At 72.0% G+C, this 14,836-nt stretch carries 9 protein-coding genes and 1 pseudogene; 2 read left to right on the plus strand and 8 right to left on the minus strand.

Annotated elements, in window-relative coordinates; translation table 11 throughout:
• Window positions 1-171 precede the first annotated feature (171 nt).
• The 4 genes and pseudogenes from ADK65_RS04965 to ADK65_RS04980 form a co-directional block, all read right to left on the minus strand.
• Window positions 172-1,209 (minus strand): LacI family DNA-binding transcriptional regulator, encoded by a 1,038-nt coding sequence (locus ADK65_RS04965; protein WP_053668556.1) that lies wholly within the window; start codon window positions 1,207-1,209, stop codon window positions 172-174.
• A 124-nt stretch (window positions 1,210-1,333) separates the two neighbouring features.
• On the minus strand, window positions 1,334-2,428 hold the full coding sequence (locus ADK65_RS04970) for an acyltransferase family protein (protein WP_053668628.1): 1,095 nt from the start codon (window positions 2,426-2,428) through the stop codon (window positions 1,334-1,336).
• A gap of 228 nt (window positions 2,429-2,656) precedes the next feature.
• Window positions 2,657-4,288, minus strand: a complete 1,632-nt coding sequence (locus ADK65_RS04975; protein WP_053668557.1) for a cellulase family glycosylhydrolase — start codon at window positions 4,286-4,288, stop codon at window positions 2,657-2,659.
• A gap of 250 nt (window positions 4,289-4,538) precedes the next feature.
• Window positions 4,539-5,637, minus strand: a pseudogene (locus ADK65_RS04980) (GDSL-type esterase/lipase family protein).
• A gap of 305 nt (window positions 5,638-5,942) precedes the next feature.
• On the opposite strand from ADK65_RS04980, the gene efeU reads away from it, so the two are divergent.
• Window positions 5,943-7,988: an iron uptake transporter permease EfeU gene (gene efeU / locus ADK65_RS04985; protein ID WP_053668558.1), complete on the plus strand. Its 2,046-nt coding sequence runs from the start codon at window positions 5,943-5,945 to the stop codon at window positions 7,986-7,988.
• A gap of 50 nt (window positions 7,989-8,038) precedes the next feature.
• Complete coding sequence (gene efeB / locus ADK65_RS04990; RefSeq protein WP_053668559.1) at window positions 8,039-9,310, plus strand: iron uptake transporter deferrochelatase/peroxidase subunit; 1,272 nt, start codon at window positions 8,039-8,041, stop codon at window positions 9,308-9,310.
• Window positions 9,311-9,459: 149 nt separating this feature from the next.
• On the opposite strand, the gene ADK65_RS04995 is transcribed toward efeB, so the two are convergent.
• From ADK65_RS04995 to ADK65_RS05010, 4 genes are all read right to left on the minus strand, one after another.
• The gene (locus ADK65_RS04995) at window positions 9,460-10,953 is read right to left on the minus strand and encodes a tripartite tricarboxylate transporter permease (RefSeq protein WP_053668560.1); all 1,494 of its coding nucleotides are present in this window, start codon (window positions 10,951-10,953) and stop codon (window positions 9,460-9,462) included.
• 1 nt (window position 10,954) lies between these two features.
• Entirely contained in the window at window positions 10,955-11,494 is a 540-nt protein-coding gene (locus tag ADK65_RS05000; RefSeq protein ID WP_053668561.1) for a tripartite tricarboxylate transporter TctB family protein, read from the minus strand.
• The gene (locus ADK65_RS05005; protein WP_053668562.1) at window positions 11,491-12,474 is read right to left on the minus strand and encodes a Bug family tripartite tricarboxylate transporter substrate binding protein; all 984 of its coding nucleotides are present in this window, start codon (window positions 12,472-12,474) and stop codon (window positions 11,491-11,493) included. Before ADK65_RS05005 ends, ADK65_RS05000 begins: the two co-directional genes overlap by 4 nt.
• A 216-nt stretch (window positions 12,475-12,690) precedes the next feature.
• Window positions 12,691-14,703, minus strand: coding sequence for a flavin monoamine oxidase family protein (locus ADK65_RS05010; RefSeq protein ID WP_053668563.1), 2,013 nt, complete (start codon window positions 14,701-14,703; stop codon window positions 12,691-12,693).
• Between the last annotated feature and the right edge of the window lie 133 nt (window positions 14,704-14,836).

Below are 14,836 nucleotides of genomic sequence, written 5' to 3' on the forward strand. Positions count from 1 at the left end.
AGGAGTGCTGCGAACAGGGCGGTTCTGGTGCGGGATCTCTTGGGGGTGGGGGTGATCACGCTGCTGGACCTCCGGTCACTCGACGGCTCCACTGGTGATTCCGGACACGATCTTTCGGCCGCACGCGGTGGGGGTCGGGAGGCGGGACGCGCGGCCGCGGACAGGGGCTGCTCAGATGCGGGCCGGCGGTGGGCCCGAGCTCTCCCGCACCACCAGTTCCGGTTCGGACACGGGATGCGGGGCGACCGGGGCGGACTCCTCCAGGGCGCCGTGCAACAGGGCGAAGGCGGCCCGGCCGAGGCCGGTGAAGTCCAGGCGCACGGTGGTCAGGGACGGAGTGAGGAAGGCGGAGTGCGGGGCGTCGTCGAACCCGGCCACGCTGACCTCGCCCGGCACCGGGCGGCCCGTCTCGTGCAGGGCGCGCAGCACGCCGAGCGCGAGGTCGTCGTTGCCGCACAGGATCGCGGTGACGGACGGGTCACGCGCCAGCTTCAGCGCCGCGGCATGACCGCCCGCCGGTCCCCAGCCGCTCTGCGCCGGGCGGGGTTCCGGGGCGCCCGCCTCCCTCAGCGCCTGCCGCCAGCCGCTGGTGCGGGCGCTGGTGCGGCGGGTGCTGGAGGGGATGGCGACGTAGTGCACGGTCTCGTGACCGAGGGAGAGCAGATGGCGGGTCGCCTGGTAGGCGGCCTCGCGGTCGTCGGTCCACACCCAGGGGCTCCCGCCGCCGGGCGGGCTCGCCGGCGTCTCGACCACGCCCACGACCGGCACCCCGGCGGGCACGGCGCTCAACGCCCGCACACCGGCCGGATCGTAGGCGATCACGACGATCCCGCCGCCGGTGTCCGTGGCGCGCTGCACTTCGGCGGCGACGGCCGCCTCCTCGGCGGATTCCAGCACGCCGATGCCGACCGCGTACGACGCGGCGCGGGCGGACTCCTCGATGCCCTGCAGAATCGAGGCGTAGCCGTAGTGGGTGGTGTTCGCGGTGAGCACGGTCAGGGTGCGGGTGCGCCCGCTGGCCAGGGCGAGGGCGGTGGCGTTGCGGCGGAAGCCCAGCTCCTCGATGGCGGCCTGTACCCGCTCCCGGGTGGACGGCCGGACGCTGGGATGACCGTTGATCACCCGCGAGACCGTCTGGTACGAGACCCCCGCGGCCGTGGCGACGTCCCGGATGCTCGCCGGGCGCCTGGTGTGACCGGTCACATGCATGCCGAGAATTGTGATCGGTCACTCCTGGATCGTCAAGAGAGGGTAATGAGCGCGTCGTGGACCCGCCGCACTCGCCCCGCGACCGGCCGCGGAACGAGTCGGCGGCCGGCCCCTTCCGGCTCCCTCACGCCCGTACGGCGTTGCGCTCCCGCGCCTGGTCGCGGGCGTCCCGGCGGAACGCCCACGCCATGTCGGGCTCGATCACCCAGCGGAACACCCGCCGCACCGGAGGGGTGCACAGCACGGTCACGAGCAGCGCGGCGACGACCGTCACGAGGACCTCGCCCGGGGGCCGGTGCACCCACGCCTGTTCGTACCAGCCCCAGAACTTGGAGCCCTGCGCGACGAAGCCGTGCAGCAGGTAGCCGTAGAGCGTGCCCGCGCCCAGCACCGTGAACCACATGCGGCGGCCGGGCACCCAGGCGAGGAAGCAGGCGACCAGGACCAGCGAGCAGCCGAACGTCACCAGCGTCATCACCGGCCCGTACCAGGAGGGCGCGGCCAGTTCCTCCGCGCTGTCACGGTGGTAGAACCAGGCCCCGCTCATCCGTGGCACCGCCCAGTAGGCCACGAGGAGCGCACCGGCGAACACCGGAACGGCGAGGATCCGCGCCGCACGGCGCCGCACCAGGGTGAAGTGCTCGGGCCGCAGCAGCAGACCGAGCACGAAGTACGGCAGGAACTGCAGGGTGCGCTGCAGGTCGAGGTCGTTGCCGATGGACGGCGAGAGCGTCGCCAGCATCGCGACGACCAGGGCGACCGGCAGCGGCCACCGCACGCGCTGCCAGATCGGCGTGGTCAGCCGCCAGACGAACAGGGCGATCAGGAACCAGGTCAGATAGAGGGGGTCCAGCAGGGTCACCGGGCGGCCCGGTTCCTGGTCGGTCCACCGGGTGAACAGGGTGTACGCCGTCTCGAAGACGACGTACGGCACCACGAGCCCGGTGATCAGGCGCTTGATCCGACCCGGGCTCGCGTCGAAGGAACGCGAGAAATAGCCGGAGATCACGATGAACGCCGGCATGTGGAAGGCGTACACGACCATGTAGAGCGCGGAGGCCGCCCGGCTGCCGTCCCGCAACGGCTCCCACGCGTGCCCGATCGCCACCAGCACGATCGCCAGGTACTTCGCGTTGTCGAAGAACGCGTCCCGGCGGCCGGCCGGCTCGGCCGCGGGCGGTGTCTTCCCTTCCGCCGCTCCGCCCGGGACCGCGCGGATGCGCAGGGTGTCCTCGCTCACCACGCCTCCCGCGAGGCGAGCGGGGAACCCGGACGGGCGTAGACGCGTCTTGCCGGAGATACGGCGATGGGGTGCCGGTGCGACATCCCCGCCGCCTGACCACTGCGGAACGACGTAAACCGCTTTCCGTGGTGCTGTAGCACGGATCACATCGAATGCGGTGCCGCCGGGCCGGGGGCCGCGGCGGCACCGCCGCACGGGGCACGGTCAGCTCACGGAGCAGTCGGCACCGTTCAGGGCGAAGGCCGTCGGGCTGGGGTTGGCCGTCGACCGGGAGGCCGTGAAGCCGAGGGTGACCGACCCCGACGCGGGGATCGTCGCGGTGTACGAGGCGGCCGCCACGCTCACCGCGGAGCCGCTCTGGGTCGCCGTACCGCCCCAGAGGCTGGTGATGCGCTGGCTGTCCGGGAAGGTCCAGCGCAGCGTCCAGCCGTTGATCGCCGACGAGCCCGTGTTGCGGAGGACGATCTCGCCCTGGAATCCGCCGGGCCAGCTGCCCGTCACCCGATAGCCGACACCGCAGGCCGACGGTGAGCCGCCGGACGGGGTCGTGACCGTCACCGTGGCCGAGCGGGGCGAGCGGTTGCCGGCGGCGTCGCGGGCGTAGACGGCGAAGGTGTGGGAGGTCGCGGGGGACAGGCCGGTGAGGGTGGCGGTGGTCTTCGTGGTGCTGGTGACGGCCGACTCGGAGCCGCCGCTGATCCGCACGACGTCGTAGCCGGTGACGCCCGTCGCGTCGGACGCGGCGGCCCAGGACAGCGTGGCGGACGAGGAGGTCACACCGGAGGCGGTGGGGGCGCCGGGGGCCGTCGGGGGAGTGGTGTCGCCGCCGCCGGAGCCGTAGATCGCGGCCTCCTTGGCGGTGGCGGCGATGCCGTTGGCGCCGTTGAACAGGCGCTGCCCCCACGAGGTGAGCTGGTCCGGGTCGAAGTTCGTCACCAGGTCCAGGTACTCGACGCCGCCGCCGTTGCCGCTCCAGGACCAGCCGAGGTAGCCGAGGCGGAGCTGCTGGGCCACCGCCAGAATGGTGTCCTCGTCGGGGTTGCCGTCCGAGTGGTCGTGGCCGAACTCGCCGATGACGATGGGCAGCTTGGCCGTGACGAACCGGTTCAGGTAGTCGGTGATCTCGGCGGCCGTGTCGAAGACGCCGTACATGTGGACCGAGAAGACGGTGTTGGCGTCGGGGTCGGCGGCGAAGACCGAGGCGGCGTTGTCACGCATCGTGAACGCCCAGTCCTGACCCCAGTTGGGCGCGTCGACCATGATCGTGTGGTCGAACCCGGCAGTGCGGAGCTTTCGGATCGCGGCCTTGGTGTCGGCCGTCCACGCCGCCCAACCGATGTTGCCGTGCGGCTCGTTGCCGATGTTGACGATGACGTAGTCCTCCTGGCCGGCCAGCGCGCTCTTCACGTCGATCCAGTAGTCGGCGGCCCGGGAGAGCGAGACGGCTCCGCTCTGCTCGCCGTAACCCGTGGTGTCGTGCACCTCCAGGACGCAGATCAGCCGGTTCTGCTTGCACTGGGAGACCACGTTGGCCACGTCGGCGGCGTCGTTGCGGGTCCAGCGGTCGCCGCTGGAGAGGACCACGCGCACGGTGTTGGCGCCCTTGGCCTTGATGTGGGCGAGGGAGCTGATGCGGTCCGGATACCAGGTGTGGGCGTGGTTGACGCCCCGCATCACGAAGTCGTTCCCGCCGGCCTCCAGCAGCCGGCCGTTCTGCACCCGGAAGCCGGTGGGCGCGGCCTGGGCCGGCGGGGTGAGAGCGAGGAAGGACAGCAAGAGGGCGATCAGGGCGGCGGCCACGGTGGCCGGGCGTGGAGCGGTGGGGCGGAGTCTCATGACGGCTCCAGGAGTGGGGGTCGAGTGACACTCGTTGTCGGTCGCGCTGTCGTGCTGAACGGGGCCGGCTGTCGGGTACGGGTGCGGTGCGGTGAAGTCGGTACGTGTCGGTGCCGTGCGGGACGGACCGGTGGGGACGGCCGGGTTCGGCTGAGTCCGGTACGGGTGGGCCGGTTCGGGTGTGTACGGTCCGGGTGAGTGGGCCGGGTTGGATGTGCCGTGCCGGGCGCTTCCGGCCCGGCACGGCCGTTCAGCCGGTGGATGCCCTCCCTGCGCAGGTGACGCTCGCCGCCGGGGAGCCGGCCGCTGCCGGGGCGGTGGCGACGAAGCCGAACGCGGCGCTCGCGCCGGGCGCGAGGGCGCCGTCCCACGCCGCGTCGGTGACGGTGGCCGTGCCGTCGGCGGCCGTCGTGAGGGAGCCGTTCCACAGCTGGGTCAGACGCGCGCCGCCCGCCGGTACGACGGTCGCGGTCCAGCCCGGGACGGCGGAGCCCGACGTGTTCGTCACCGTCACCTCGCCCTGGTAGCCGCCCTGCCAGGAGGCGACGGCCCGGAAACGCGCGGTGCACGCGCCAGGCTCCCCGCCCGGCCCTCCCGGTTCCTGCGGGACGCCGGCGTCGAGGGCCGCCGCCAGGGCCGGGAGCCAGCGGGCTGCGATCTTGGCGTCGCCCGAGGCGTTGGGGTGCACACCGTCGTAGGTGCCGCCGGCCGTGCTGAAGTCGGTCCCCTGGTCGACCACGCTGACGGGCGAGCGCTCGGTGCCGGTCGCCCGGGCCCAGCCGGGAATGCGTGCGTCGAGGTCGACGACGCGCTGGGCGCAGGTCGCGCAGGAACTGGGTTGCATGGGGATCAGCTGTGCCACCAGGATCCGCATGTCCGGGTTCGAGGCCCTCATCTGCGCCATGAGCTTGGTGTAGGCGGCGAGGATGCGGTCGGGGGCGATGCTGCTCCAGACCGTTCGTGCCGAAGTGCATGACAACGATGTCCGGGCGCGTCGAGGACAACCGGCCGGGCAACGGGTTCTGGTCCGCCACGGTGGTGAACAGCTCGCCTCCGTGCCCCTCGTTGTCCCCGTCGTGCGCCTGTCCGCAGCCCTGCGGGGGGAGGGTGCCGACGAAGTCGACGTCCGTGTACCCGCCGGCGGCCAGCCGGTTCCAGAGTACGGCCCGCCGGCAGCCCGGGGAGCCGGTGATCGAGTCGCCGAGCGGCATGACGCGGACGGGGACCGCCGCGGGCGCGGCTGACGCACGGGACGCGGACGTCATGCCGAGAGGGAGGAGCAGGGCGGCCGGCAGGCCGAGGACGGACATGACCCGTAAGTGCGGGGGCGGGTGGAGGGTTCCGCGCATGATGGTCCCTTCCCTGGAGGTGGGAGCGCTCCCAGCACATCAAGCCATTGTTGTCATTGACGCGTCAAGAGGTCTGAGGGTGGGAAGGTGCGGACCGATCGCCGCTGCTCACCTCCCCCCGCCTCCTGCCGTGGCCGCGCCGCATGCTGCACCCCTTCCGAGATCGCAGGGATATTTGCCGGGCCATGAGGCATTCATGACCGGATGCCCAGAGAGACGAGTCCATGATGGTCGGCGTCGGTAAGGCATGCCTTGGCTAACTCGCTGTGCGGGGGCCGGGCGTTGGGCCGGGAGGGCCGCGCTACATGTGGGACGACTCGTTTCCGAGCTTTCTGATCGGGCTGAGGGAGGGGCTGGAAGCGGGGCTCGTCGTCTCCGTGCTGGTCGCCACCCTCGTGCGGGCCGGGGCCAGGTCGCGGCTGGCGCAGGTGTGGACCGGGGTGCTGGCCGCGATCGCCCTGTCGATGAGTTTCGGCGCGGTGCTGACCTTCACCGCCGCCTCCCTCTCCACCCCGGCTCAGGAAGCCTTCGGCGGAGCCCTGAGCATCGTCGCCGTCGCCTTCGTCACCGCGATGGTGTTCTGGATGCGGCGGTCCGCCCGCGGCCTCGCCAGTGAGATCCGGGAGAAGGTCACCGAGGCGCTGACCATGGGCGCCGGAGTCCTGATCCTCACGTCCTTCCTCGCCGTGGGCCGCGAGGGACTGGAGACCGCCCTGTTCCTGTGGACCACCGCACGCGCCGCCGACGAATCGGCGGGACCGCTCGCCGGAGCGGGCGTGGGGCTCGCCCTCGCGGCCCTCCTGTGCTGGGGGCTCTACCGCCGGGTACTGCGCATCGACCTCACCCGCTTCTTCACCGTCACCGGGGCGGTGCTCGTCGTCATCGCCGCGGGCGTCCTCGGCTACGGGCTGCGCGACCTCCAGGAGGGCGGGGTCCTGCCCGGCGGGGCGGCGTTCGCCTTCGACCTGAGCGGCAGTGTCGACGCCGGCTCCTGGTACAGCACCCTCCTTCAGGGCGTTCTCAACCTGACTCCGGCCATGACCTGGCTCCAGGTGGCCGGGTACGTCGGCTATCTCGCCGTGGTGATGCCGCTGTTCGTCAGGGGCGTGCGCGGAGTACCGGGAACTCGTCGGACCGGCCCGGCACTTTCGCCCGCGGACTCGCGGCCCGACCCCACCGCCGGCCGCGCGGCACGGCGCCACCGCCTGCTCCTGCCCCTCGCCGTCGTCGCCGTCCCCGCCGTCCTGGCCGCTCTCGTCGTGGCCCTGGCTCACCCCAAGCCCGCCGCCGGTCAGACCGTCGCCGTCTCCGAGACGGACTGCGGCCAGGGCTTCACGGCACCGAAGCCGGGGCGGCAGGACTTCCGGATGCACAACACGGGGAACCAGACGTCCGAGGTGTACCTGATCGACCCGGCCTCGAACGCGGTCTACGGAGAGGTCGAAGGCCTGGCCCCCGGCACCACCCGGGACCTCGTCGCCACCGTGGCGGGCGGCACCTACGCCTGGCGTTGCGTGCCCGCCGACGGCGGAGCGGTCACCTCGCAGGCGGTCCGGGTCACCGGAGCCGCCGGTGCCCACGCCGTCCTCCCCGTCAGCGAACGGGACCTCACCGCACCGCTCACGGCATACAAGGCGTACGTGAACCGGGGCCTGTCGACGCTCGTCGCCCAGACCCGGCGGCTCGGCGACGACATCCGGGCCGGGCACCTGGACACCGCCCGCGCCGACTGGCTGACCGCCCACCGCACCTATGCCTCCCTCGGTGCCGCCTACGGCACCTTCGAGGACTTCGACCAGAAGATCAACGGTCGGCCCGACGGGCTGCCGGGCGGCGTGCACGACCCGGGCTTCACCGGTTTCCACCGGATCGAGTACGGGCTGTGGCACGGTCAGTCCGCCGCGGAACTGAAGGGCCCGGCACAGCAGTTGGCCGATAATGCCGCCGGACTGCGGAAGGCCTTCCCGCATCAGGACTTCGACCCCGCCGACCTTCCCCTGCGCGCCCACGAGATCCTGGAGAACACCCTCCAGTTCGAGCTGACCGGCGACACCGACCAGGGCAGCGGAACCGGGCTGGCCACCGCCGACGCCAACCTCGCCGGCACCCGCGAACTGCTCACCGTGCTCCGGCCGTTGCTCACCCCGCGTGCCCCGCGGCTGCTGCCCACCGTCGACGCGGACCTCACCCGCCTGCAGCGCCTGCTCGACTCGGAACACCACGGGGGCCGCTGGACCCCCGTCGACCGGCTCGACCCGGAGGTGAAGGCCCGGATCGACGGGGCCACGGGGCAACTCCTGGAAGACCTCTCCCCGGTGCCGGACCTGCTGGAGATCAGGAAGTCCGCATGAGCGCCGAACGACGACACCACCCCGCAGCAGACCCCGAAGGGAACACCCCCATGCCGTCCCCCGACAACCCGCCGACGGGCTGCCCCGCCCACGCCGGCCGCCGCTCCTTCGTGAAGACGGCCCTCGGCGCCGGAGCCGCCGGAGCGGTCCTGGCCGGGGGAGCGCTCGCGCTCGCCGAGAGCGGCGGCACAGCCCGGGCGGCCGGACAGCAGAGCGCCGGTCCGGTGCCCTTCCACGGAATCCATCAGGCCGGGATCCTCACCCCCGCTCCACCGGCCGCCGCCTTCGTCTCCTTCGACGTCATCGCCGACCGCCGTGCCGAACTGGCCGACGTGCTGAAGACCCTCACCGACCGGGCCCGCTTCCTCACCTCCGGCGGCACGCCGGCGGACCTCGGCGTCGGCGCCCCGCCCTCGGACAACGGCATCCTCGGGCCCGTCGTACCGGCCGACGCGCTCACCGTCACCGTGGGGGTCGGGGCCTCCCTCTTCGACGACCGCTACGGACTCACCCCGGCCAAACCGCACCGGCTGACACCCATGCGGACCTTCCCCAACGACAACCTCGACCCCGCCGAATGCCACGGTGACCTGTCCTTGCAGATCTGCGCCGCCCGCCAGGACACCGTGCTGCACGCGCTGCGCGACATCGCCAAGCACACGCGCGGCGCGCTGCAGATCCGGTGGCGCGTCGACGGCTTCCAGAACGTGCCCCGGCCCAGCGGTGCCCAGCGCAACCTGCTGGGCTTCAAGGACGGCATCGCCAACCCGGACGTCGTGTCGGCCCGTGAAATGGACCACCTGGTGTGGGTCGGCGACGGACAGGGCGAGCCCGCGTGGACGGCCGGAGGCAGCTATCAGGTCGTACGGATCATCCGGATGCTCGTCGAGTTCTGGGACCGGGTCTCGCTGTCCGAGCAGGAGCTGATGTTCGGCCGTCGCAAGGACACCGGCGCTCCGCTGGACGGCGCCCGGGAGACGGATAGCCCGAACTACGCGGCGGACCCGCACGGCACGGCGATCCCGCTCGACGCACACATCCGGCTCGCCAATCCACGCACCCCGAAGACCGACAACTCCCGTATCCTCCGCCGGGGTTACAACTACGACCGGGGCGTCGACAGCGTCGGCAACCTCGACATGGGACTGGTCTTCTGCTGCTACCAGCAGGACGTGCGCCGTCAGTTCGAAGCCACCCAGACCCGGCTGATCGACGAACCCCTCGTCGACTACATCTCACCGACCGGCGGCGGCTACTTCTTCGCCCTGCCCGGGGTGCGGGACTCCTCCGACTGGCTGGGCAGAGGTCTGCTCTCCGCCTGACGCGACGACCGGGCCGTACGCGGCCCGTGGAGAGAACGGCGACCCGCACGCGCGATGTTCAGGAACACGCGTACGGGCCGCCGCGACCGGTTGGGGGGGACAGACCCGCCGTCACGGCCCCCCGGGACGGGCGCCGTGACGGCCGGACCTCAGGCCTCGGCGCCGCCGCGCGTCACCGCCCTCCGCAGCAGCGGCCACACCAGCAGCAGCACGATCACCGTGTACACGGTCACCGCGAACGGCGTGTTGACCAGGCCCGTCACACTGCCGTCGCTGATCTGCAGGGCGCGTCGCAACTGCTGCTCGGCGTTCGGACCGAGGATGACGCCGATCACGGCGGGCAGCACGGGCAGCCCGTAGCGGCGCATACCGAACCCGATCAGGCCGATGATCAGCAGGATCACCAGGTCGATGACCTCGCCGCCGACGGCGTACGCGCCGACCGCCGCGAAGAACATGATGCCCGCGTACAGGTACGGCCGCGGGATGCGCAGCAGCTTCGCCCACACCGGCGCCAGCGGCAGGTTCAGCGCGAGCAGCAGCACCATGCCGACGAACAGGGAGGCGATCAAACCCCACACCAGGTCGGGTTCGCGCTCGAAGAGGAGCGGGCCGGGCTGGATGCCGTACTGCTGGAAGGCGGCCAGCATCACGGCCGCGACCGCGGTGGTCGGCAGGCCCAGGGTCAGCATCGACACCAGTGTGCCCGCCGCCGAGGCCGACGCCGCCGACTCGGGACCGGCGACGCCCTCGATGGCGCCCTTGCCCCACTCGTCCTTGTGCTTCGACAGGCGCTTTTCCGTCACGTACGACAGGAAGGTCGGGATCTCCGCGCCGCCCGCCGGGATCGCGCCGAACGGGAAGCCGATGAACGGGCCGCGCAGCCACGACTTCCAGGTCCGGCTGACATCCCCGCGCCCCAGCCAGGGACGTCCCACCGGGATCGGCTCGGGCGGCCTGCGCCGCAGGTGCGCCGCCACCCACAGCGCCTCACCGATCGCGAAGAGCCCGACCGCGACGATCACTACGTCGATGCCGTCGGCCAGTTGCAGCGAACCGAACGTCAGGCGCTGTTGGCCGGTCATCTGGTCCAGGCCCACCAGACCCAGGGTGAGGCCGATCAGCAGGGAGGCCAGACCGCGAATGCGGGACGAGCCCAGCACCGAGGTCACCGCGATGAAGGCCAGCACCATGATGGCGAAGTAGTCCGGCGCGCCGATGTCGACGGCGAGTTTCGCGACCGTCGGCGCGAGCGCCACCAGCAGCAGCGTGCCGATCAGGCCGCCCGCGAAGTGCCCGACGGCGGCCGCCGCCAGGGCCTGGGCGCCGCGCCCGGACTTGGCCATGGGGTTGCCCTCCATGGCCGCCACTACCGCCGCGCTCTCACCGGGTGTGTTGAGCAGGATGGAGGTGGTCGAGCCGCCGAACATCGCGCCGTAGTAGATGCCCGCGAACATGATGAACGCGCCGATCGGGTCGAGCCCGTACGTCACCGGCAGCAGCAGGGCGACCGCCATCGCCGGGCCGATGCCCGGCAGCACGCCGATCGCCGTGCCGAGCAGCACACCGATCACGGCCCACAGGAGATTGATCGGGGTCAGGGCCGTACCGAAGCCGTCCAAGAGGGAGTTGAAGGCATCCATGTCACAGCACTCCCATCAGCGGACCGCCGGGCAGGGGCACTCCGAGCAGGTTGTTGAAGACGGTGTAGGTGACGAGGGAGAGCCCGGCGGCGATGAGCGGGTCGCGGTCGGTCCGGCGGCTGCCGAGTGCGAATGCCGCGCCCCAGAACAACAACGCGCCGGCGATGGGGAAGCCGAGCGGCTCGATCAGGACGGCCGCAGCGAGGAACACCCCGGCGAGCAGCAGCACCGTGCGCCAGTCGGCGGGCTCGGACAGGTCGACGTCCTCACCGCCCTCGGCCTGGCCCCGGCCGCCCCGCAGCACGTCCACGGCGAGCAGCGCGGCGATGACCAGCAGAGCGGCGCCGACCACGACCGGCACGGTCCTCGGGCCGACCGGGCCACGCTGCGCGATGTCCACGTCCATGGTGAGCGCGTCGGTCAGCACGAGGACGCCCAGCGCCAGCAGCAGCGCGCACACACCGAGTTCGGAGTGCTCCCGCAGCCACGAGCGCCGCTCGCCGCCGGTCTGCGCGGTGGGTATGTCGGTCTGCGTCGTCACAGTCCCAGCTCCTTCAGCACCGAAACCACGCGCTTGTCCTCGGCGTCGAGGAACGCGCCGAACTTCTCACCGGTGAGGAAGGCGTCGTCCCAGCCGTTCTGAGCCAGGGACCTGCGCCACTCGTCCGAGTCGTGGAGCTCCTCGACCAGTTTCACGAGCTTGTCGCGCTCTTTGTCGTTCAGTCCGGGCGGGGCGACGATCCCGCGCCAGTTGGTGAAGTTCACGTCGTAGCCCGCCTCCTTCAACGTGGGAGCGTCGAGCCCGTCGACGCGCTGGGGGCCGGTGACCGCGAGGAGGCGCAGCTCGCCCGCCTTGATCTGGTCCTGGTACTCGCCGACCCCGGAGACGCCGAAGGCGACCTTGTTGCCGAGGATCGAGGCGAGCAGTTCGCCCCCGCCGTCGAAGGGGATGTAGTTGACCTGCTTCGGCGGGATCCCGGCGGCCCGTGCCATCAGCATCGGGGCGAGGTGGTCGGGCCCGCCGGGCGAGGAGCCGCCGCCCACCGGGAGCTTGCCCGGGTTCTTCTTCCATGCGCCGACCAGGTCGTCGATCGTCTTGTACGGCGAGTCCTTCGCCACGACCACCACGTCCTGCTCCTCGGTGAGCCGGGCGATCGGCGTGGTGTCCCCGAGTGTCTTCGGCGCGTCGTTGGAACGGACGGCGCCCACCACCCCGAGCCCCATGGACATGGCGAGCTTGCCGTTGCCGTGTTCGCTCACCAGCCGGCTCAGTCCCACGGTGCCGCCGGCGCCGGGCAGGTTGAACACCTCGATGTTGTGGGTGAGCCCGGCGTCCTCCGCGTTCTTCGCGGCCGTCCGGGCCGTGATGTCGTAGCCACCGCCGGGCGTGTTGGGGACCATGAAGCGCAGGCCCGGGATCTGCGTGCCGGTCTCGGAGCCGCTGCCGGTGCTCAGCAGCGGGGGTCCGACGAGCACGAGCACGGCGGCCCCGAGCAGGGCGAGGGGGGTGCGCAGGCGCACGAGTGCCACCACCTGTCGGTACGTCGATGCGGGTAGGTAAAGACCCTGTGAGGAAGGGTGACGTGGGCCACATGGTGCCCGTGCTCCGGCGGGCTGTCTGCCTTCCGGAAGCAACGGAGGTTTTGGTCTTTGCGGTCGCCGGAAGCGCCGCCGGGTGCGTGCGGGACGCGCGAGGGGCCCCGGCACGCATGCGCGCCGGGGCCCCTCGGTCACCGGTCACCGATCCGCGTGAACCTCCAGGGCGGCCCGCACGGCCGACTCCAGGGCCCCCTCGATCCACGCCGGTTTGACGGACGTGTGGTCCCCGGCGAAGTGCAACGGCCCCTCACGCCCGGGGATGACGGGCAACAGCTCGGTGTGCTGCCCGGGCAGCAGCACCGACGCCTCCCCGTAGGCGTACGGGTCGCGCAGCCAGCTCTGGGTACGCCCCGCACCGGTGTAGAACACCTCGATGCGCCGGCCGTAGACCTGCTGGAGACCGCACAGCGCGTGCGGATACCGTGCCTCGTCGTCCAGGGAGTCCCAGCGCAGGGCGTCGTCGGCCCAGCTGTACGACGCCAGGACCACGCCGCCCGCGCTGCCCGGGACCGGGTGCGACGGGTTGAACATGAAGCGGTTGGCGTTGTCCGACACGGAGCCGCCGCCCACGACACCGGCCGCCTCCGGCTGGTCGCGGCCGATCGCGCGGTTCGCGGCGTAGTGGGTGCGCTGAGCCTGCGTGATGTGCCCGCCGGGCACGGACGGGTGTGCGCCGAGCAGGCTGCCGTCCGCGGGGGCCTTGCCGGTGCGGTAGGCGTCGTACAGGCCCGGCTTCACGGCGTTCAGCTCGCGCTGCCAGTCGTCCTCGTCGAACTCCCACCAGCGGCGGCTGAACTCGAGCAGCACCTTGGTCGCGCAGTCGTAGTGCAGCTCGCAGATGGCGCGGCGCTTGCGGTAGGACAGGGGCGGGTCGATCTGCACATGGCGCAGTCCGGAGAACGGCACCGTGAGCACGGCGACGTCGGCGGTGAACTGCTCGCGCACGACCGGGCCGTCGCGTCCCTCGGACACGGTGTCCACCCACACGTGCGGGCCCTTGCTCCGCACATGCCCGCCGTCCGGGGCCGGCCGGTCGGGGTGGTGGTACTGGATGCGCGTCACCCGCCGGTCGAACCGCACCTCCTTGCGCACGCGTTCGAGCAGTGCGTCCGGCAGCACGGCAGTGCCGCCCTCCAGCTCGTAGAAGGGTGTGTCGGGGCTGATGAGGGAGGAGCCGATGAAGCTGTGGATGAAGGAGAGCGGGAGGCGTGAGGTGAGGTTCTCCAGGGTGCCGATCAGGTCGACGGTCCGCTCGTCGAGCCCCGCGTGCTCGGTGAGGAAGCGGAACATCGACCAGTCGCCGAACCGCTTCACCACCCGTGCCCAGCCCCGCAGCCGCTCCGGCAGCGGTTTGTCGACCCGCTTGCCGTCCGGACCGACGTGGCTGAACTCGTCGCGCACGGGGTCCAGCGCGGCACGCAGGATCGCCGCGGCGGGGGTGTCCCAGTAGGCCTTCGGGACGCCGAAGGACCGGTTCACGCGCCGGGGGGAGCGCGCGTAGTCGGCCCGCCGCATGCGGATGCCGTTGACGTGGATCCAGGTGCGCGCGGCGGGACGCCCCTCCTCGTCGACGTCGACGTAGTGGAAGCGCCGCTTCTTCAGGTCGAACCGGTCGATGAGTTCCATCACCAGCGGATGGCTGCCGGGGATGCGCATCGCACCCGCCTCGGCGTACTGGCGGGGGTCCGCGAAGGGCTGCCCGGCGCTCTCGTGGCCGCCCTTGCGGAAGGTCTTGATGCGGCCGCCCGCCCGGTTGCCGTTGGCCTCCAGGACCGTCACCCGGTGGCCCGCCTCCTTCAGCAGCCAGGCGGCCACCAGCCCGGACGGGCCGGCGCCGATGACGAGGACGTCCTTGGGGCGGGTCCGTCGCGCCGGCAGTCCGTCTTTCAGGACACGCAGGTAGCGCGGAACGAGGGGGCGGTCGTCGGAGTCGAGGACGAGCAGGGCACGGGCGACGGCGAGGCACCGGTCGGCGTCGGCGCCGCGGCTGCCGCCGGGGGCGGCCGGAGCGAGCGGCACGGCCGGCGCGGGCAGGGCCGCGGCGGTACCGCCGGCCAGGGCCGTCGCCACCGTGGCCGTGCCGGCCACCGCCGCGAACTCCCGCCGGGAGAAACCAGAATCGGAGCGCACCACCGCGTGATCATCAGTCATGGCGATCTTTGTAACGGGGGCCGTGACGGGCCGCCGCCGTTCTTCAGGGCGTTGCCCCCAATGAGCGAATCAGGGGCAAAACCCTCACGTCGCAGCGGATCCGCCACTCTCGGCGTGCCTGCACACCCGAAGG

This window comes from Streptomyces sp. NRRL B-1140, assembly GCF_001280065.1.
GTDB lineage: Bacteria > Actinomycetota > Actinomycetes > Streptomycetales > Streptomycetaceae > Streptomyces.